General features: G+C 52.4%; 18 protein-coding genes. 13 read left to right on the forward strand and 5 right to left on the reverse strand.

All coding sequences use genetic code 11. From position 1 onward, the window contains the following. Positions 1-30: 30 nt before the first annotated feature. On the forward strand, positions 31-2,730 hold the full coding sequence (locus tag KIH86_RS00830) for a CHASE3 domain-containing protein (protein ID WP_223082798.1): 2,700 nt from the start codon (positions 31-33) through the stop codon (positions 2,728-2,730). A gap of 107 nt (positions 2,731-2,837) precedes the next feature. On the opposite strand, the gene KIH86_RS00835 is transcribed toward KIH86_RS00830, so the two are convergent. Then, positions 2,838-3,725 (reverse strand): NAD-dependent epimerase/dehydratase family protein, encoded by an 888-nt coding sequence (locus tag KIH86_RS00835; protein ID WP_223082801.1) that lies wholly within the window; start codon positions 3,723-3,725, stop codon positions 2,838-2,840. 103 nt (positions 3,726-3,828) lie between these two features. On the opposite strand from KIH86_RS00835, the gene KIH86_RS00840 reads away from it, so the two are divergent. Both KIH86_RS00840 and KIH86_RS00845 read left to right on the forward strand, forming a co-directional pair. Beyond that, the gene (locus KIH86_RS00840; protein ID WP_223082804.1) at positions 3,829-4,359 is read left to right on the forward strand and encodes a cysteine hydrolase family protein; all 531 of its coding nucleotides are present in this window, start codon (positions 3,829-3,831) and stop codon (positions 4,357-4,359) included. Positions 4,360-4,362: 3 nt separating this feature from the next. Further along, the gene (locus tag KIH86_RS00845; protein ID WP_223082807.1) at positions 4,363-5,190 is read left to right on the forward strand and encodes a VanW family protein; all 828 of its coding nucleotides are present in this window, start codon (positions 4,363-4,365) and stop codon (positions 5,188-5,190) included. Between the two features lie 82 nt (positions 5,191-5,272). Here the strand turns inward: KIH86_RS00845 and KIH86_RS00850 are convergent, their stop codons facing one another. After that, a complete protein-coding gene (locus KIH86_RS00850) occupies positions 5,273-6,193 on the reverse strand; it encodes a LysR substrate-binding domain-containing protein (RefSeq protein ID WP_223082809.1) in 921 nt (306 codons plus the stop codon). Positions 6,194-6,390: 197 nt separating this feature from the next. Between KIH86_RS00850 and KIH86_RS00855 the strand changes: the two genes are divergently transcribed. From KIH86_RS00855 to KIH86_RS00900, 10 genes are all read left to right on the forward strand, one after another. Next, positions 6,391-7,572: a metal-dependent hydrolase family protein gene (locus KIH86_RS00855; protein WP_223110255.1), complete on the forward strand. Its 1,182-nt coding sequence runs from the start codon at positions 6,391-6,393 to the stop codon at positions 7,570-7,572. A gap of 16 nt (positions 7,573-7,588) precedes the next feature. Beyond that, positions 7,589-8,578, forward strand: a complete 990-nt coding sequence (locus KIH86_RS00860; protein ID WP_223082815.1) for a dipeptidase — start codon at positions 7,589-7,591, stop codon at positions 8,576-8,578. Positions 8,579-8,645: 67 nt separating this feature from the next. Then, on the forward strand, positions 8,646-10,235 hold the full coding sequence (locus KIH86_RS00865) for an ABC transporter substrate-binding protein (RefSeq protein WP_223082817.1): 1,590 nt from the start codon (positions 8,646-8,648) through the stop codon (positions 10,233-10,235). Positions 10,236-10,347: 112 nt separating this feature from the next. After that, on the forward strand, positions 10,348-11,274 hold the full coding sequence (locus tag KIH86_RS00870) for an ABC transporter permease (RefSeq protein WP_223082819.1): 927 nt from the start codon (positions 10,348-10,350) through the stop codon (positions 11,272-11,274). A 4-nt stretch (positions 11,275-11,278) separates the two neighbouring features. Further along, positions 11,279-12,112 carry an ABC transporter permease gene (locus KIH86_RS00875; RefSeq protein WP_223082822.1) on the forward strand — a complete coding sequence of 278 codons (834 nt, stop codon included), beginning with the start codon at positions 11,279-11,281 and terminating at the stop codon, positions 12,110-12,112. A 21-nt stretch (positions 12,113-12,133) separates the two neighbouring features. Continuing rightward, positions 12,134-13,138: an ABC transporter ATP-binding protein gene (locus KIH86_RS00880; protein WP_223082824.1), complete on the forward strand. Its 1,005-nt coding sequence runs from the start codon at positions 12,134-12,136 to the stop codon at positions 13,136-13,138. Continuing rightward, positions 13,113-14,078 carry an ABC transporter ATP-binding protein gene (locus KIH86_RS00885; protein ID WP_223082827.1) on the forward strand — a complete coding sequence of 322 codons (966 nt, stop codon included), beginning with the start codon at positions 13,113-13,115 and terminating at the stop codon, positions 14,076-14,078. Before KIH86_RS00880 ends, KIH86_RS00885 begins: the two co-directional genes overlap by 26 nt. Before the next feature lie 34 nt (positions 14,079-14,112). Then, on the forward strand, positions 14,113-15,285 hold the full coding sequence (locus KIH86_RS00890) for a M24 family metallopeptidase (protein ID WP_223110258.1): 1,173 nt from the start codon (positions 14,113-14,115) through the stop codon (positions 15,283-15,285). Positions 15,286-15,466: 181 nt separating this feature from the next. Beyond that, positions 15,467-16,414, forward strand: a complete 948-nt coding sequence (locus KIH86_RS00895) for a DMT family transporter (RefSeq protein ID WP_223082832.1) — start codon at positions 15,467-15,469, stop codon at positions 16,412-16,414. A gap of 53 nt (positions 16,415-16,467) precedes the next feature. Further along, positions 16,468-17,307 carry a class I SAM-dependent methyltransferase gene (locus KIH86_RS00900; protein WP_223082834.1) on the forward strand — a complete coding sequence of 280 codons (840 nt, stop codon included), beginning with the start codon at positions 16,468-16,470 and terminating at the stop codon, positions 17,305-17,307. Positions 17,308-17,425: 118 nt separating this feature from the next. Here KIH86_RS00900 and KIH86_RS00905 read toward each other — a convergent pair whose 3' ends face one another. Genes KIH86_RS00905 through KIH86_RS00915 form a run of 3 tightly spaced genes read right to left on the reverse strand, consistent with a single transcriptional unit; the run spans position 17,426 to position 18,697 of the window. Beyond that, on the reverse strand, positions 17,426-17,800 hold the full coding sequence (locus KIH86_RS00905) for a VOC family protein (protein ID WP_223082836.1): 375 nt from the start codon (positions 17,798-17,800) through the stop codon (positions 17,426-17,428). 14 nt (positions 17,801-17,814) lie between these two features. After that, positions 17,815-18,327: an SRPBCC domain-containing protein gene (locus tag KIH86_RS00910; protein WP_223082838.1), complete on the reverse strand. Its 513-nt coding sequence runs from the start codon at positions 18,325-18,327 to the stop codon at positions 17,815-17,817. 28 nt (positions 18,328-18,355) lie between these two features. Further along, complete coding sequence (locus KIH86_RS00915; RefSeq protein WP_223082932.1) at positions 18,356-18,697, reverse strand: ArsR/SmtB family transcription factor; 342 nt, start codon at positions 18,695-18,697, stop codon at positions 18,356-18,358. Between the last annotated feature and the right edge of the window lie 100 nt (positions 18,698-18,797).

The raw sequence follows: 18,797 nt of genomic DNA on the forward strand, positions 1-18,797 counted from the left end.
ATGGAGAATGTCAGGACGGAGGTAAACGTATTGTTGTGGAATCTCAAGATCCGCGGCAAGATTGCCGTGGGGTATTTCATGATTGTACTTCTGTTGGGTCTGTTTCTCCTTATCGTACAGGGACGCATCAAAGAATTGGAGAAGGAAACCGAACTGCTGAGCGGGCATGATATGCAAGTGAACGAGCTGGTCGACAAAATAGAGAAGAACGTCCTCGATATGGAGACGGGTCAACGGGGCTTTGCACTTACCGGCAATGAATCTTATCTGGTTCCTTATAATGACGGCAACGAGGATTGGCAGGAGAATTTTGCCGACCTCAAGGGAATGGTGTCTGATGCAACCCAATTAGAGAATTTGGAGAGCATCAGGAACAACATCAAGCTGTGGATCGAAGAGGCCGGTCAGCCGGTGGTTGAGCTCAAGCAGCAGGGTAAGGATGCCGAGGTAGCCACATACTTCAAGGCGGATGTAGGCAAAGCCATTGTCGATCAAATCCGAAGCCAATCGGACCGGTTCCGCGAAATTGAAGCCGGGAAGACTGCCGAACGGGTAGTCGAGCTTAAGGATCGGAACCGGGAACTGTTCCTGACGATGTATGTGCTGTGGACTCTTGTTGCGCTGGCCTCCATCATTGCGAGCACGATGATCTCGGGTGGAATTGTCAAGGCATTGAAGGAAGTCATTGTGGCGATCCAGCGCATATCGGAAGGACGCAGCTTAAAGACGCGGTTAAACTTCAGTACAAAGGATGAAATATACGACCTGGTCGAGATGACGAACCGGCTTCTTGACAAGGTAGAGAAGGAACAGATCGCCGGCGAACGGATCACGGGAATGTCGCTCAAGCTCCAGGAGAAGACGGATATTTACTCGTTGTGCGATACCTTTCTATATCGTCTGGCGACGATGCTGGAATTCCAGTTCGGCGCCGTCTACGTCGCACGCGAGAACGAGGACGAGCTGACGAAGATCAGTGCCTATGCCGGCAGTGAGGGAAGAACCGAGATCGGACGGGAGCGGATCAAATGGGGGGAGGGACTTGTCGGACAATCCGCGCAGGACCAGCATTTGATCCATTTGGCCGATCTGCCGGATTATTATATTCCTATCCAATCCGGGCTAGGTGTCACCCCGCCCCGTCAGCTTATCATCGCGCCGGTGTTGTTTGAAGGACGAACGGTCGCCGTTATCGAAACGGCATCTCTGACCCAATGGCCGCAAGGTGATTTTGACCTTCTGAAAAAGCTGCTCGATCTGTTCGGGGTCTCCATCAATTCCGTTATGACGCGTTCCAAGATTCAACATCTGTACAACGAGGCCCAGATTATGAACGAAGAGCTTCAGACACAGTCGGAGGAACTTCTCGCACAGACACATGAGCTGATTAATCTGAACGGCAAGCTTGAGAACCAGAAGCGGGTAGCCGAGAATACGGCAGCCGAGCTTGAACAGACGAACATCGAGCTGGAACGAAGCTCCAGATACAAATCCGAATTTCTGGCCAATATGTCTCATGAGCTGAGGACTCCGCTTAACAGCATGCTGCTGCTCTCCCAGCTGCTGAACGAGAACCCCAGCGGCAACTTGACGGAGGAGCAGCGCTCATTCGCCTCTGTCATTCATTCTTCCGGCTCGGATCTTCTCGCCATTATTAATGATATTCTTGACCTGTCCAAGGTTGAAGCCGGAAAAATGCATATCGAAATGAGCGCTGTGAATTTGACGGAATTTCCTTCTGTATTTCAAGGGTATTTCGGAAAAACTGCCGAAGCCAAAAATCTGGAGTTCAGCGTTGTTGTGCATCCCGATACTCCGGATCTGTTCTATACGGATGAAATGCGGCTGCATCAAATCCTGCGGAATCTGCTCTCCAATGCCTTTAAATTTACGGAGAAAGGCGAGGTTCGGCTGGAGGTTTCCATACGGCAGGATATCCGCTCCGAGGATTATACCCGGGAAGGACCGGTGCTGGCGTTCGATGTAATCGATACGGGGATCGGCATCCCGCTGGAGAAGAGCAAGCTGATCTTCGAGGCGTTCCAGCAGGCGGACGGCTCAACGGCCCGAAAGTTTGGCGGTACAGGACTCGGGCTGTCCATTTCCCTGCAGCTCGCCCGGCTGCTCCGCGGGCATCTGTCATTTGAAGGAAGACCCGAGGGAGGCAGTGTCTTCACACTGTATCTTCCGCTGCATGAAGAGCCTTGGGACCCCGAAGAGCGGCCGGCGGCTGCGGAAGATCGCAGTGAACTGCACAATCAGGGAGAGAATGAGCCTGACAGTTGGACAAGAAGTGAGTGGGATAAAGAGACAGGTCATGAGGGAGATCCGGACGCCGGTGTGCTTTTTGCGGATGCAACGGTCCTCATTGTGGACGATGATCAGCGGAATTTATATGCTCTTTCCCAGAGACTGGAAGGCTACGGCATGCGGGTGTTAACTGCCCAAAGCGGCTTTGAATGTCTGGAGAAGGTGAGAACCGCTTCCGCGATCGATTTGATTCTGCTTGATATCATGATGCCGGTTCTGGACGGATATGATACCCTATCCATTCTTCGGGACGAGATGCAGCTGCTCGAACTGCCTATCATCGCGGTATCCGCGAAGACAATGAAAGAAGAGCGCCAGCGCTGTCTCGCCGCTGGAGCCTCGGATTTCATCAGCAAGCCTGTGCAGTTCCGGGAGCTTCTCCGGATATTGCGGTACTACCTTCGCGATCGCGCGGCTTAAATACTATAGTATGCTTATTATCACTTCACCTCTAAATTGTGCTTGCCATAGAAGAACCGCGTCAGTAACGTTACTAGTTAACGTCCGCTGGCGCGGTTCTATTTTTTCTAACTATTCAATTTAAGGTTGATCGAGGCAATAAGGGCAGGAAGGTATTCCGTCAGCTCGCGAAAAGCAAAGCCGGCTTTCTGTGCGTAGGCCGTATCCATATACCAGGATTCCTCGACTCCAAAAGGCGAGATATGCTCTTCTGGAGCTTCACTGCACACCTCAGCTCGCTGTCCAGTCTCGCGCTCGATCATGGCGATTACTTCCCTGATTGACACGGTACCGCCCGAGCAAGCGTTAACCGGACCGGTTAATGTGCTACATCCGAGCTTATTCAGGAAATCCGCTGCTTCATCCGATGTGATAAAAGACATGCGGGCATCAAGATTGGGGACTCCGATCGGATCACCGTTTCGGATATGTTCGATATGAAAATGAAGGCGTCTCGTATAATCGTCCTCACCAAGCACGATCGGGAACCGGACAGCCGAGACCGGAAATCCGCTCTGCTGCAGCAGGACTGCTTCCGCGAGCTGTTTGCCTTCCTGATAAGTGAAGTCGTCTCTGTCGCCCCGGCGCAACGGGTGCCGGTATGGATCGAACACCGCTTCGGTCAGGGCTTCAGGACTCGGATCATAGACTGACATGCTGGAGGTAAGTATGTATCTTGCGGTTCGGCCCTTGAACAAGCTCTGAGCGGTTAGCGCATCATTCGGCGAATAGCAGATGTTGTCGTATACGATATCCCAGGATGAACTTCCGAGTACGTCTTCCAATTGTTTAGGGTCGGACCGATCCGCCCGAAGCCTGCTTACTTTGTCGCCGAAATCGTCATGGGCATTGCCCCGCGTCAACAGGGTCACATGGTTATCGGGATGTTGAATCAGCCGGCTGACCAGCTTCTTACCGAAGAACCTTGTCCCTCCAAGCACCAATATTTCTCTCAAGCTTAACGTCCCCCTTATTCGTATATTCTTTCAGCTTCGCTGTTTGGTATACTCATCATATAAGAAACGAATCATGGAATAAATAGGATACGGAGGCGATATTATGTCAGAATCTAAAAAGGCCTTAATTGTTATCGACGTGCAGGAAGGGATGTTTTGCGAACCGGGTATGAAGCTGTATGACGAAGAGGGTGTAATGAACCGGATTCAAGCTGTCCTGGAACGCGCGCGCCGCTCAGGCATACCTGTTATATATATTCAACACACCGAAGACGAGGGAGAGTATTTGAGGGGGACGCCGACTTGGGAGATTAGCGCTAGAATCAAACCACAGCCCGGAGAGGCGATTATTGAGAAATCGACATGGGATGCCTTTCATAAGACCTGCCTTCAAGCCGAACTGGAGAGCAGGGGGATTACCGATTTGACTATCGTCGGAATGCAGTCCGAATTCTGCCTGGATACGACCTGCCGCCGCGCTTTCAGCCTGGGATACCGTTCTGTACTTGTGCAAGATGCGCACAGCACATTCGACAGCGACTCCTTAAGCGGTGAAGAGATTGTCCGCCATCACAACCGTGTGTTGGGCGGACGGTTTGTCAGTCTGAGTCCGGCGGACGAAGTGGTATTTTGAGGAATGAGAAGAAGTCAGTCTGTCCTGCGCCCCAAGAAACGCTCACGCCTGCGCTTGTTCGCCGGTCGCCACTATTTCGTGTACAGAAGGTATTTGCGTTGGCTGCTTAAAGACAAATCTGTTGCGGCAACCTTCAAGAAGGAGCAGCTGCCTTATCTGGCCGCCTCGCATCAGACCCCCCTGCTCCGAAAGCTGCGCAAAGTGGATATGCAGCTGCAATATAATAAAATCAGGAACCTGAGTCTCGCGATCCCGAGGCTAAACGGCTTGACGGTCAAGCCTGGAGAGACATTCTCTTATTGGCGGAAAATCGGGAAACCAACGCGGCGAAAAGGTTATCTGGACGGCATGGTTCTGTATTACGGCGGCTTTCGGTCCGGAGTCGGAGGAGGATTATGCCAGCTGTCGAATCTGATTTACTGGATGACACTGCACACTCCGCTTACCGTTACCGAACGCCACCGGCACAGTTATGATGTGTTCCCCGATGAACAGCGGACACAGCCGTTCGGAAGCGGGGCGACCTGTTCCTATAACTATCTGGATCTGCAGATCCGCAACGACACGGAGCATGACTACCAGTTATGCCTTTGGCTTGATGACACACATCTGTATGGAGAATGGCGTTCCTCCGCACCCGTCCTGAATCGGTTCGAGGTGTACGAGAGCAGCCACTCTATCAGGCTTGAGCCTTGGGGCGCTTATGTCAGGCGCAACAGCATTCGCCGGAGAATGCTGGCTATGGACGGCAGCGAGATTCGGGATGAACCCGTTGCGGACAATACAGCGCTGATGATGTATGCTCCGTTATTGAAGGAAGCCTCCAATTGAAGAGACGGCACAAGACACCCAAAGCGGTGTCTTTTTCTATTGGGCTGATATTGTCCTCCGCGTCTCTTGCATCTCATGTGTCTCAACCGGTGAATCCGGTGCTCAATGACTCCTCCTCAGCCACAGCGTTGAATTCATCCACGAAATGTATGAAAGAAGCGACCACATGTGAATTGTCGGCGATGCGGTGAATGACGGCTGTCTCGATTACGGTGCCGGTGTCGCTGATTTCCTTGAAGACGACCCCGTTAACGGACAATTGCTTCAAGGATCGGGGAACCAGAGCCAGTCCCAGACCCGCGGATACGAAGGCCGACACGGCAACCGAAATATGCGCCGACAGCGTAGTGGGAGGACTGATACCGGCCTTCTGAAAAATACCGATAATCGTATCGTAATACACCGAACCGACCTCCCTTGGAATCATGATGAAGGTGTCGTTGGCCAGTGAGCGTATATCAATAGGTGAATCGGCGTCTGCCATCGGATGATTGGTCGGAAGGACAACGATGAAATTTTGCCTGCGGAACGGATGAACGATGATATCGTCATCTTTGATGGGAATACAGGCGAAGCCGATCTGGATACTGCCTGCCGAGAGTGCCTTTAGCTGCATCGGAGTGCTCATTTCATGCATGATGACCTCGACCTGCGGATACCGGGCCTTGAAAGACTGGAGGAGCGGGATAAGATCATAGAGCGCGGAACCGGTAACTCCAATAATGAGCTGGCCCTGTTCTCCCAGGTAGGCCTTGCGGGCTTGCTCACAGGCGCTTTCTACCTGATTCAAGACTTTATAGGCATTCTCAAGAAAGACAATCCCGGCCTGGGTTAATTCCACCTTACGGTTGGTGCGCATAAATAACTGAATCCCCAGCTCCAGCTCCAATTGTTGAATCTGCTGGCTGAGAGGCGGCTGCGAGATATTCAATCGGGCAGCCGCCCGGCCGAAGTTCAATTCTTCAGCGACAGCGACAAAATAACGCAAATGTCGAAGTTCCACTATAATCCTCCCTCTCCAAAGCCTGTTAATGATATGTGTCACATATCATAACCAATTTATTTAATATTTGAAATATAATAACCCATTCTGTACACTTATCAACATAAACATGACGTAATTAGTATATTTAAAGATATATTAAATTACTAGACATGTTATAAAAACTTCCACTAATCATAACATGGGGGGTGTGAATGGTGTCAACTGTTGTGCTTTGCGGTCTTTTGATTGACGGAACGGGAGATGAGCCTCTACGCAACAGGGCGATCTCGATCAAAGACGGGATGGTCGAGTGGGTGAAGCCGGCGGAAGCACTGGGAGCGGAAAGAGGGAATGTGATTGATCTCTCGCATCTGACGGTGCTGCCTGGCCTGATCGACTGTCATGATCATTTGGGGGTCGATCTTGGAGATGAGGAAGCGCAGTGCAGGGAGCCTATCGAGTACATCTCGATCCGGTGCGTCAAGAATGCGAAGGATATTCTGCGGGCGGGCATTACGACGCTGCGCAGCGTCGGCGAGAAGGACAGAACAGGCCCCATGATGAAGCGTGCCATTCAGGAAGGTCTCGTGCAGGGGCCGCGTCTGGTGGTATCCGGACGCAACATCATTCGCACCGGCGGTCACGCCCATTTTCTTGGACGCGAAGCGGACGGGCCGGATGAGCTGCGCGCCGCTGTCCGGGAGGAGATCAAGAACGGCGCGGATTTGATCAAGATCATGGTATCGGGCGGACTATCCACCCTCGGTTCCGATGTGCTGGCAGCGGAGTTCGCGGAGGATGAGATCAAGGCGGTCATCGACGAAGCACACCGGAGAGGGCGCAAGGTTGCGGGCCACTGTCATGGCGGTCCGGGAACGGCCGTCGCGGTTAAAGCGGGTATCGACTCGATTGAGCATGGCATTTATTTGACACAAGATGAGATCCGGCTGATGGTGGAGCATGGTACTTATCTGGTCGTCACCGCTGGTGTAATCCTTGCCATCCGCGATCAGCCGGATGTGCCGGCCTTCATGAAAGAGAAGCTGAAGGATGACACCGAGATCATGTTCCGTACCATCGCAGGCACCAAAGGAACCGGTCTCAAGATTGCGGTCGGGACGGATGAAATCCACGGAGAACTGTACAAGGAAATGGAATACCTGGTGAAGGTGGGCTATACGCCGATGGAGGCGTTGCTAGCCGGTACGAAGAACGGAGCTGATCTGTGCGGTATGGCCGACAAGATCGGAACGCTGGAAGTGGGTAAATATGCCGATCTGATTGCGGTTGCGGGCAATCCATTGGATGATTTTACCATATTGAAGGATGTACCCTTTGTCATGAAAGCGGGAGCCGTTGAATTTGATACTCGCCATCTAATAGCCAAATCCATATAAACGGAGGGAATCGACCTTGAGTACACTGACTATCGACGGTTGCATTTACAGCGAAGGCGGGTTTGAAGGCTGCTCGGAGGAAGTGCTGCAATCGAGACTGAATGCTTTTTTTCTAACCCTGTCATCATTCGATGGTTTTGCGGAGACTGTGCGCGGCATCGGCAAAATCTACGATTTCGCTGACAAGGAGGAGCACCGTTTAAGCGTGGCGCGAACTTATGACGATCTCGAACTAGCCGCGAAGGCGGGCAAGAAATCCGTGATTCTGACCTTTCAGGAGCCGTATCCGATCGGTGACTCCTTGAACAATCTGCGTGTGTTCTATGAGCTCGGCGTAAGGGTTGTTCAGTTGACTTACAACAAAGCGAACTATATCGGCACAGGCTGTACGGAGTCCAGAGATCGCGGACTTACGGATTTTGGCAGACGGGTGATTGCGGAGATGAATCGGCTTGGCATGCTGGTCGATGTGTCTCACTGCAGCCGGGATACGGTGATCGACGCTATCAAAGCCAGTTCCCAGCCGATCGTATTCTCCCATGCGAATGTGAAGCAGATCAGCAGCAATCCGCGCAACAAGACTGATGAGGAGATCAAACTGCTTGCCGAGAACGGAGGAGTTATGGGTCTGACACCGTGGGCGCCGATCTGCTGGACAAGAAAGAATGATGAACAGCCCTCGCTCGACGACTATCTCGACCATGTCGAGTATGTAATCAAGATGGTCGGGATCGATCATGTCGGCTTTGGCGGAGACTGTACGCCTGACGGCAAATCGGATGAGTCGGGGACGATTGTACAAGCCACAATGTATCCCCAAGTGGCCGGCGATTACTATACCCGGGTGGGAACCGATTATGCGCTGGCTCATGCCAAGGGATTCGACGGAGTCAAAGATATCGACAATGTGGTGCGAGGACTGGAAAAAAGAGGATACGGCGAATCCGACATCGAGAAGTTCCTGGGAGGCAATTTCGCAAGAGTGATCAAGCAGGTGTGGAAATAGGACAGCCGCTGAGAATCGCCATTTTGTTCATCATCTTTTTAATTGATAGAAATCAGGAGGGGTTAATGTGAGGAAAGTTGTATTTATCCTGTCCATGTGTCTCATTCTGGCGATTGTCGGTTGCTCCAATTCATCAGGAAATGGAAATGGAACTGATGCCTCCGCAGACAATGCTTCTACTTCGAGCGGCCATAAAGACAAGCTGATTTTCGCGCCCAACACCGATGCGCAAATCCTGGACCCGCAGCATATGAATGACAACACCTCCGAGCAGGTGATCCGGATGATCTACAGCGGATTGCTGAAGTTCGACAAGTCCGAGGTCGTCGGGGATTTGGCCGAGTCCTGGGAAACCTCGGAGGACGGGAAGACCTGGACCTTCAAATTGAAACAAGGGGTTAAATTCCACGACGGTGAAGAACTGAATGCGGCTGCGGTGAAAAAGAGCTTTGACCGGCTGACCAACAAGGACAACGCCCTTGCCCAATATGCCTCCTTCTCCATGATCACCCAAACCAAAGTGATTGACGACTACACCGTCAGCTTGACGACCAAGGAGCCTTTCGGAGCCTTAGCGAACGTTCTGGCCAGCACCTCCGCCAGCATTCTGGATCCAAAAGCCATTGATACCTATGGCAAGGAGCTTGGGAAATCGGCGGAATCCGCCATCGGATCAGGCCCCTACAAGGTTGTGGAGTGGAAGAAGGATCAGCAGATCGTACTGGAACGAAATGAAGACTATTACGGCGAAAAAGGCGTGACGAAGACCATCGTATACAAGCCGATTCCCGAGGCGGCCTCCCGTGTAATGGCGCTGGAAACCGGAGAAGTGGATGTGATCCAGCAGATTCCGGCGAATGAACTGAAACGGCTGGAGTCGGTCGATGGCATTGAGATTATCAAAGCGCCGAGCAACAATCAGCGGCAGTTCCGTTTCAATCTCGCCAAGAAGCCGTATGATGATCCGCGGGTCAGGCAAGCTGTCTCCTACGCCATCAACCGGCAGGAAATATTGGATAATGTAGTGCCGGGTCTCGGCGAGCTGTCGACCAGCTCCCTGGCGAAAGTGACCTGGGGCTATACCGACCTTGGCGTCATCCCCTACGATCCCGAGAAGTCCAAGAAGCTGCTGGCCGAAGCAGGATATCCGAACGGGTTCAAGACGACCATTACGACGACGGAACGCTACATCCAAGGCGTGGAGCTGGCCGAGGCATTATCCGCACAATTGAAAAAAGTCGGCATCGATGCTTCGATCGTCGTGAAGGAATGGAGTGAAATCGTCCAGGAGTGGAGCGGTCTGACACCGGATGAATTCAATCAGGAAATCTTCATTATGGGCGCCGCGCCATCAACGCTGGAAGCGGACAAAGGGATGCGGACAATCTATTCGACAGCTCCTACCAATGAGCAGAACTACGGGTTTTATTCGAACAAAGAGTTTGATGAAGTGATGCAGGAAGCGATGAAGGAGATCGATCCGGAGAAGCGTAAAGCGCTCTACAAACGGGCGCAGGAGATTGTGTACATCGAAGACCCGGTTGCTTTCTGGTTGTATGACGGCTATGTAATGATCGGACAGAGAACGGGCGTGAAGGACGTCACGGTCAGTCCGCTGAGCTTGATTACGTTCGAAAAGGCATATGTGGACAAATAAATGTTCGGCAAAATAGAGCGCACTTGCTGGCCGGAATCGGCTGGCAGGTGCTCCCTATTTATTGTCCGGTCTCAAGGTCCGGTATCGACAAGGGGGAACGGAGGTAGCAGGTATGTTGGTTTTTTTGCTGAAAAGAATTTCCCAGGTTGTCCCGGTGGTCATCGGCGTCTCTATTCTCGTGTTCAGCATGCTTCATTTGATCCCGGGGGACCCCGCCAGAATGATGGTCGGGATTGACGCGCCGAAAGAAGTCATCGAGCAGGCGAGAGAGGAGCTCGGACTGAACGAACCGCTGTTGAAACAGTTCGGCATTTTTATCGGGCACGCCATAACAGGCGACCTGGGCACATCCATCCGCACCGGGCTGCCGGTCTCGGAGGAAATCGCCAACAGGCTTCCGATCACGCTAACCATAGCCGTAGGCGCAACTTTATTCGCAACGGTATTCGGCATGCTGTGCGGAATTATCGCGGCCGTCAAGCAGAACAAGCTGGGCGATAATCTGATTATGATCGTATCGCTGGCCTCAGTCTCGACCCCGTCCTATTTTTTGGGACTGCTGCTTATGATGATCTTCTCCGTCTATCTGGGCTGGCTGCCGACGATCGGGATCGCCTCACCTGTTCATTATGTGCTGCCCATTATTACACTGGGAGCGCAGTCCATGGGCTTGATCGCGCGAATGACCCGATCCGGTATGCTGGATGTGCTGAGACAGGACTATATCCGGACGGCAAGGGCCAAGGGGCTGCCCAACCGGATTATCATTTACATGCATGCCTTGAAGAACGCGCTCATTCCGGTCGTGACCGTTGTCGGTTTGCGTTTTGGCGGATTGCTGGCCGGTACTGTACTCGTCGAAAGCGTATTTGCCGTTCCCGGCGTCGGCCGGTTTATGGTGGATTCCGTGCTGAACCGCGATTATCCTGCCGTACAAGGTACTGTACTCGTCTTGGCTATTATCTTCGTTCTGATCAATCTGCTGGTAGACATCGTTTATCGCGTCATTGATCCGAGAATCACAATTACGGAGGGATGAATGCATGGACCGGCAGGTAATGAAGCGTTTTATGAAAAGAAAGGTGTCCATCGTCGGCGGAGTCATCATTATGATCTTTATTGTTACGGCTCTCATCGGCCCGTTCCTGGCGCCTTATGATCCATTGGAGCAGGATTTAGCCAACAACTATCAGGGTCCAAGTGTAGACCATTTGCTCGGGACGGACAACCTGGGACGGGACACCTTGTCGCGGCTGATCTATGGAGCCCGAATTTCCCTGATGATCAGCGTGATCAGTGTCGGCTTGTCGCTTGCAGTGGGGCTGTTGCTGGGGGTCACAGCGGGATATTACGGAGGTCGAACCGAGTCGGTCATCATGCGCTTTGTTGATATTTTGCTAGCTTTTCCCGGCATTTTGCTCGCGATTGTTATCGTGGCGGTGCTGGGGAACGGGCTGATCAATACGATGATTGCCGTAGCGGTATTCTCGGTCCCTGATTTTTCGCGGATCATCAGGTCCTCGGTAATATCCTTGAAGAAGATGGATTATATCGAGGCTTGCCGAGCGTCAGGCGCATCCGACCTGCGAATCATTATGAAGCATATCATCCCCAACTCCTTGTCGCCCATCATTGTCCAGTCCACACTTATGCTGGGAACGGCGATCCTGACCGCCTCCGGCCTGTCCTTCATCGGTCTTGGCGTTCAGCCTCCCGATCCGGAATGGGGAGCCATGCTGAGTAAATCGCGGGAACTTATGAGAAGCGCGCCGATGGCCGCGATTGCGCCCGGAGTTGCCATAACTTTGGTCGTGCTTAGCTTCAGCCTGGTCGGGGATGGCCTGCGCGATGCCCTGGACCCCAAACTCAAAAACTGATAGGAAATGCGGGTGAGTGCGATGAGCGAGAACATACTGGACATCAAAAACCTGAAAACTTATTTTTTCACGGATGAAGCAACGGTCCGGGCCGTCGACGGAGTGGATCTGGAGCTGGTCAAGGGCGAAACGCTGGGAATCGTCGGTGAATCCGGTTCGGGAAAAAGCATGATGTCGCTGTCGATTATGGGGCTGGTGCCCTCACCTCCGGGTAAAATTGTGGACGGAGACATCCATTTTAACGGAACCAACCTGGTAGGTCTCAGCGATTCCAAATACCGCAAAGTCAGAGGGAATGAAATCTCCATGATTTTTCAGGAGCCTATGACTTCCCTGAATCCGGTGTTTACAATCGGCAGACAACTGATGGAGGTATACCGGTATCATCAGGATTTGCCCAGGAAAGAAGCCAGGGATCAAAGCATTGAAATGCTGCGGATGGTGGGCATCTCCATGCCGGAGAAGCGGATGAGCGAGTATCCGCATCAGCTGAGTGGAGGGATGAGACAGCGGGTGATGATCGCCATGGCGCTGGCCTGCAATCCGAAGCTGCTGATCGCCGACGAGCCGACAACTGCGCTGGATGTTACGATTCAAGCTCAAATTCTGAGTCTGATGCGTGAGCTCCAAGCCCAGTACCATACTTCGATTATATTAATTACGCATAATCTTGGCGTTGTAGCCGAGATGGCCGACAAAATCATGGTCATGTACGCCGGCAAGGTGATGGAATATACGGATACCGCAACGATATTCAGCGATCCCAAGCATCCGTATACGGAAGGGCTGCTCGATTCCATCCCGAGGATTAACAAGCCGGTGGAGAAACTGTCAGCGATTCCGGGTACTGTGCCGAGTCCGCAGAACTTTCCCGCCGGGTGCAGGTTTCATCCGAGATGTAAATATGCGATGCCCATTTGCTTGGAGAACGAGCCTGAGCTGATCCCTATGGCCGATGGAACTCAAGTCAGATGCTGGAAGTACGGGGAGGAGGCTGCATATGAAACAGGAACTGCTGAGGGTTGAGAATCTCAAGAAGCATTTTCCGATCAAGCAAGGCTTATTGTCCAAGACGGTCGGAGCAGTCAAAGCCGTTGACGGGATTGGCTTCTCGATCCATGAAGGAGAGACATTCGGCCTGGTGGGAGAGAGCGGATGCGGCAAATCCACAACCGGAAGAATGGTGCTGCGGCTGATGGAGCCTACGGATGGCCAGGTGGTCTACAGAGGAGAGAACATCCTGGACTTTCCCAAGGATAAAATGCAGAAGCTGCGGCGCGAAATGCAGATCATCTTTCAGGACCCGTACTCCTCGCTTGACCCGCGCTTTACGATCGCAAATACGATCGGTGAAGTGATGGACATCCATAAAATTGCGTCCGGAAAAGAGAAAGAGGACCGAATTATTCAAATTCTGGAGGCTGTCGGACTGGGGAAGCAGCATCTGAACCGTTATCCGCATGAATTCAGCGGCGGGCAAAGACAGCGGATCGGTATCGCGCGCGCCCTCGCCCTGCAGCCTTCGCTGGTGGTCTGCGACGAACCGGTCTCGGCGCTGGACGTATCCGTTCAGGCGCAGATTGTCAATCTGATGCAGGAACTTCAAGAGGAATTTAAGCTGACCTACCTGTTCATCTCTCACGATCTAAGTGTGGTTCATCATATATGCGATCGGATAGCGGTCATGTACATTGGCAAAATCGTCGAGATCGCCGACAAAAAAGCGTTATTCGACCAGCCTTCCCACCCCTATACGCAGGCTCTCTTGAGTGTTATTCCCGAACCGAACCCGGGAGGCTCTTCGCTTAAAAATGTACTGGAAGGCGATATTCCCAGTCCCGCCAACCCGCCGGAGGGCTGCCGGTTCCATACCCGCTGCAAATTTGCCACCGAGCGGTGCAGACGGGAAGAACCGCAGCTGCAGGATATCGGAGGCGGACACTTCGTTGCATGCCATCTATACTAATGAAAGCGAGGTGTCAGGAATGAGGCAATCCAACATGCTGGAATTTCCGCTGGAAGAATACAAGAATCGCATGAAGAAGCTGTTGACCGCAATAAGGGAGAATGAATGGGACGCCGTTATTTTGACCAACAAAGAGAATATGCGCTATTTCACTGGATACCAGCTTATCGTATGGGGCAGCGGCATTTCCAAACCGGCCTGTGTCATTATTACAAAAGATGGCGATGTAACCATGATCACGGGATACACGAACCGCGACGCGCTAAGAGCGACGTCCTGGGTGGAGGATGTGGTGGTATGGGACCGGCTGGGACGAAACGGCGCTCTTGCCGACTTGCCGGAGGCCATCCATGACGTGCTGGTCCGCAAAGGGGTGGACAAAGGCAGAATCGGGATGGAAACCGGAGTGGGCTTTCGCCTTCACCTGCATATGTCGGATTACAATAAGCTGATGGGGCGTCTGACGGACGCAGCCATCGTGGATGCAGGTCCGGCCATTTGGGAGATCCGTGTCATTAAGTCCGCGCTTGAAATCGAGCGGGTACGAATGGCGTGCAAGATCAACATCCAGGCCTACGAAGCGGCTTTTCAGGCGATCCGCTTCGGCATGACGGAGATGGAGCTGTACCGGGTTATTTCGCAAGCGATGATTGCTTATGGCGCGGACGAGGTGTTCCCAATGGGAATCCGGGCCGGCGTGGAGCGCTATGCGCAGAGCAACTGTCCGCCCGGCGACCGGCCGATCCGGGAGGGCGAGATCATTCTGATCGACGGAGGGCCCGGATACCGGGGATACTTCTCCGACATTATCCGTGAGGCAGTCATCGGTGAGCCGACGTCAAGGCAGCAGGAGCTGTACAATATCGCTTTGGCTGCTTGTGAAAAAGGGCTGGAGCATATGAAGCCGGGTATGAAATGCGGCGAGGTGTGCAGCCTGGTTGACAGTTTTGTTGATGAGCAGGGGTATGGCGACTATTACGATCTTTACCGCGGCTGGATCGGACATTCGGTTGGAATGAGCATTCACGAGATGCCGGCTGTGGAGCTGGGCTCCGAGGTGGTGCTGCAGCCGGGCATGGTCTTCGCCATTGAACCTACGATCTACGAAGAGGGAGTAGGCATGTTCACGGTCGAAGAGAATATCCTGATCACGGATACCGGCTGCGAGGTGCTGACTCCGATCAGCAGAGAACTTCGTATACTGTAACGGTCGAAGAGGTGAAGAGGCGAAGAGCGGATAAGACTCACAGTCTGCATATATAATAGTAATAATCGGTTTATAATGGGGAATCGGGGTCAAGAAAAAAGCTGATTTTTTTCGCAGTCTGCGGTAAAGTAACAGAAGACTGTGTTTGTGCACCGCGCAACCGAAGAAAGGAAGCTTATTCATGCCTCACAAAAAACCGCCGGTCCCCGTTCCCGTACTGCTGCTGATCGGCATTATCGCGATCTCATTCTCCGCCATTTTCGTCAAATGGTCCTCGGCCCCGGCTTCCATTCAGGGTATGTACCGGCTCCTGTTCACTTCGCTGATCATGCTTCCTTTCGCGCCCAGGTATGGCGGGGCGATCAAAGCGCTCAGCCGCAAGGAATGGCTGCTGCTCGGAGCATCCGGTTTCATGCTGGCCCTGCATTTCCTGCTATGGATGGGGTCGCTCAAATATACATCCGTCGCTAGTTCGACTATGATTATGTCGCTGGAGCCTGTATTCATCATGGCGGGTTCTTTTCTTCTATATAAAGAGCGCAGCGCCGTATCCGCGATTCTGGGACTTGCCGTTGCGATCGGCGGCGTCTGTCTGATTGGATGGGGGGATGTGGGGCTGTCGCCGGACAATGTGAAGGGAGATTTGCTCTCCATAGGCGGTACGGCAGCGGTTGCCGTCCATCTGCTCATTGGCAAGAAGCTGGTTGCCCGGATGCCTTCCTATCTGTACAGCCTGATTGTGTTTATCCTGGCGGGAGCCGTGTTCGCGGTGTATAATGGCGTCTCGGGGATCTCTTACTTCGATTATCCGTCCAGAGAATGGGGTATCTTTGTCCTGTTAGCCGTCGTTCCTACCGTATTCGGACATATCCTGTTCAACTGGCTGCTTCAATATACTTCAGCGACGACCGTATCGATGAGTATACTCGGCGAACCGGTCGGTGCCAGTATTCTTGCCTTCGTGCTGCTTGGCGAACGCCTGACAGGGCTGCAATGGTCGGGTGGCGTGCTTGTCCTGGGCGGACTTGCTTTCTATTTATACATGGGAGGCAGGGCGGCTGCCAGAGAGCAGGAGGAACTGATCCGGCAGGCCAACGAGCGGCTGCAAGTGCCCGAGAGCGTCATGTAATACTACTTCTGGTATAAGATCGACAGAATGAACGGCAAGGAGATCAATCGATTATGAATGAGAATAACGGGAATCAGCCACAAACAAGCGAGGCGGTAACATCCGCTGCCAGCGAGGAGTTGTGGAATGAAGATACATACAGCGCCTGGGTTGCACGCTTCGGAACGCCGGAGGAAGCTGCCGCCAAATTGAAGAATGATCCGTCCGCCAGACTTCAGCCTTTGATCCGTCACTTGGGGGATGTGCAGGGTAGAAGAATCATGAACATCATGGGGTCAAACGGATACAAGGCAGTGGCGCTGGGATTGCTCGGAGCCGAAGTGACCGTTGCGGATTTCTCCGAAGGCAATGCGCGCTATGCAGCCGAACTGGCTGAAGCGGCGGGTGTAGAGCTTCATTATCTAGTCTCCGATGTGTTGAAGCTGCCGCTTGATGAGCTTTCCGGCGCCTTTGATCTCGTATTTGCAGAACAGGGCATCGTCCATTATTTTACGGACCTGAAACCCTTTATGGATACGGCGGCGGCGCTGCTGACCCCTGGGGGAAGATTTGTACTGCGTGATTTCCATCCCGTATCGACCAAGCTGATTTCTTCCAAAGGCTCGACTGCCAAAATCCGCAAGCATAAGGTCACGGGAGATTATTTCGATGAATCCCTTGAGGAGAAAAAGGTTTCTTACTCCAAATACTCGCCCGGAGAAGAGGGGGGCGGGGAGACGGCTGGTGTCGTCTATTGGCGCAAATGGACGCTTGGCGAAATCGTAACTGCCGCTGCGGCAAGCGGCCTGATTATCGAGAAGCTGGTGGAGGAACCGAATCTGTCATCCGACGTGTTCGATAAAGGCATCCCGAAGACATTTGTACTTTGCGCGGTGAAGCCCCGGGGATACTAATCGTTCTTCGATACAAGATTCCGGCGGGAGCGGGTTCAAAGATACTTCAATGTAAAACAAGCGGCAGTCCCGGGCTGGAGTACAAGTCCTGGACTGCCGCTATTTTATTCAACTATCGTTACTTTTTTTCCATTACGGCAAAGTAGTTGTCTTCATGATCTGCGAAGTTAAAGACTCTTCCGGAGGGGAGTTCAACGATTTCTCCAACGGTGACTTTTTTGTTCGTCAGATCACTGTATAATTGATCGAAATCTTCCGTGAAGAACATTAATGACGGTGTTCCCAGATTCATTTCAGGATTCATCTTGGCAACGAGTTCTTTACTGTGCAGTACAATGCTGGTTGCCGCACCCTTAGGTGCAACTTCGAACCACTTCATCTGACCGTTGGCTTCTTCCGAAATGACCTCGAACCCCAATTTTTCTGTCCAAAAAACTTTGGATTCGTCCTGGTTGCTCACATACAACATAACTTGCCCAAGTTGATTTATCATTATGTTTTCACTCCTTATTTATAGGATTCCAGCAGCTCGCCCAGGCGATTCCACGTTTCGGTGATTCCTTGCAGCATGCCCATGTCCATGACGGTTTTTAGGGCCTCTGCCGACATATATTCAGAACGGCTTATCAACTTGGTCTTGCCGCCCAGGTCGATAAAGTCCATCATGATTAGGGTTGACGGCATGGACTCGTTTATATTACCCTCGGCATCCGAGAAGTAATCGGTGTAGATGATCTTCTCCGGCTCGACAATTTCCTTGTAAACGCCCTTTCCCCATGACTCCATGCCGTAAAATTGACTTTGATTCGGATCAACACACTTCATACAGTAATGCCACACGCCGCCTGGACGGAAATCGATGCTGCAGACCGGGATTTCCCAGCCTTTCGGTCCCCACCAACGCTTGAGATGCTCAGGTTCCTTGAACATCCGGAATACGAGATCGCGTGGCGCGTCGAATACGCGCTCCAGCACCAGGACACGATCGTTCTCTACGCTCGATGATATCTTGTCTGACATGGTTGCCACTCCTCCTAATGAAATGATGTTATGGCTTGTCCTTGTTCTGCAGTTCACGCAAGTAATTGTCCAAGTTATCAAATCTTTCTTCCATGATATGCCGGAAGGATTGCACCCAATCATCCATCGCTTGAAAGGGTTCAGCCCGGAGTGTGTAGATCCGACGGTTCGCATCGATTCGCACTTCCACAATCCCACTGTCGCTAAGCACTTTCAAATGCTTCGACGCTTGTGGCTGGCGAAGCCCCAGACGTTCGGCGATTTCGCCTACGGCCAGAGGGCCATCTCGCAGCAGTTGAACGATATTCATACGATTTGGTTCAGCTAAAGCACTCAGCGTCGTTATGTCCATTCGACTTATGCCGGACATGTTGCTCACCTCTGTATTTGATGGTTTGTTTGTGTAATCATCTCCTTGATTCAGGGTAACTTTCATCCTGCCGATATTAATATACCCGATGGGGAATATT

The organism is Paenibacillus sinensis (assembly GCF_019904155.1).
Lineage (GTDB): Bacteria > Bacillota > Bacilli > Paenibacillales > Paenibacillaceae > Paenibacillus_AQ > Paenibacillus_AQ sinensis.

What these genes read in the sequence shown, in the direction of transcription:
- KIH86_RS00845 (WP_223082807.1), top strand. Translation starts at nt 4,363, where the DNA reads ATGAGAAGAAGTCAGTCTGTCCTGCGCCCCAAGAAACGCTCACGCCTG.
- KIH86_RS00905 (WP_223082836.1), bottom strand. Translation starts at nt 17,800, where the DNA reads ATGATAAATCAACTTGGGCAAGTTATGTTGTATGTGAGCAACCAGGAC.
- KIH86_RS00910 (WP_223082838.1), bottom strand. Translation starts at nt 18,327, where the DNA reads ATGTCAGACAAGATATCATCGAGCGTAGAGAACGATCGTGTCCTGGTG.
- KIH86_RS00875 (WP_223082822.1), top strand. Translation starts at nt 11,279, where the DNA reads ATGGACCGGCAGGTAATGAAGCGTTTTATGAAAAGAAAGGTGTCCATC.
- KIH86_RS00895 (WP_223082832.1), top strand. Translation starts at nt 15,467, where the DNA reads ATGCCTCACAAAAAACCGCCGGTCCCCGTTCCCGTACTGCTGCTGATC.
- KIH86_RS00870 (WP_223082819.1), top strand. Translation starts at nt 10,348, where the DNA reads ATGTTGGTTTTTTTGCTGAAAAGAATTTCCCAGGTTGTCCCGGTGGTC.
- KIH86_RS00890 (WP_223110258.1), top strand. Translation starts at nt 14,113, where the DNA reads ATGCTGGAATTTCCGCTGGAAGAATACAAGAATCGCATGAAGAAGCTG.
- KIH86_RS00915 (WP_223082932.1), bottom strand. Translation starts at nt 18,697, where the DNA reads ATGTCCGGCATAAGTCGAATGGACATAACGACGCTGAGTGCTTTAGCT.
- KIH86_RS00840 (WP_223082804.1), top strand. Translation starts at nt 3,829, where the DNA reads ATGTCAGAATCTAAAAAGGCCTTAATTGTTATCGACGTGCAGGAAGGG.
- KIH86_RS00880 (WP_223082824.1), top strand. Translation starts at nt 12,134, where the DNA reads ATGAGCGAGAACATACTGGACATCAAAAACCTGAAAACTTATTTTTTC.
- KIH86_RS00885 (WP_223082827.1), top strand. Translation starts at nt 13,113, where the DNA reads ATGAAACAGGAACTGCTGAGGGTTGAGAATCTCAAGAAGCATTTTCCG.
- KIH86_RS00900 (WP_223082834.1), top strand. Translation starts at nt 16,468, where the DNA reads ATGAATGAGAATAACGGGAATCAGCCACAAACAAGCGAGGCGGTAACA.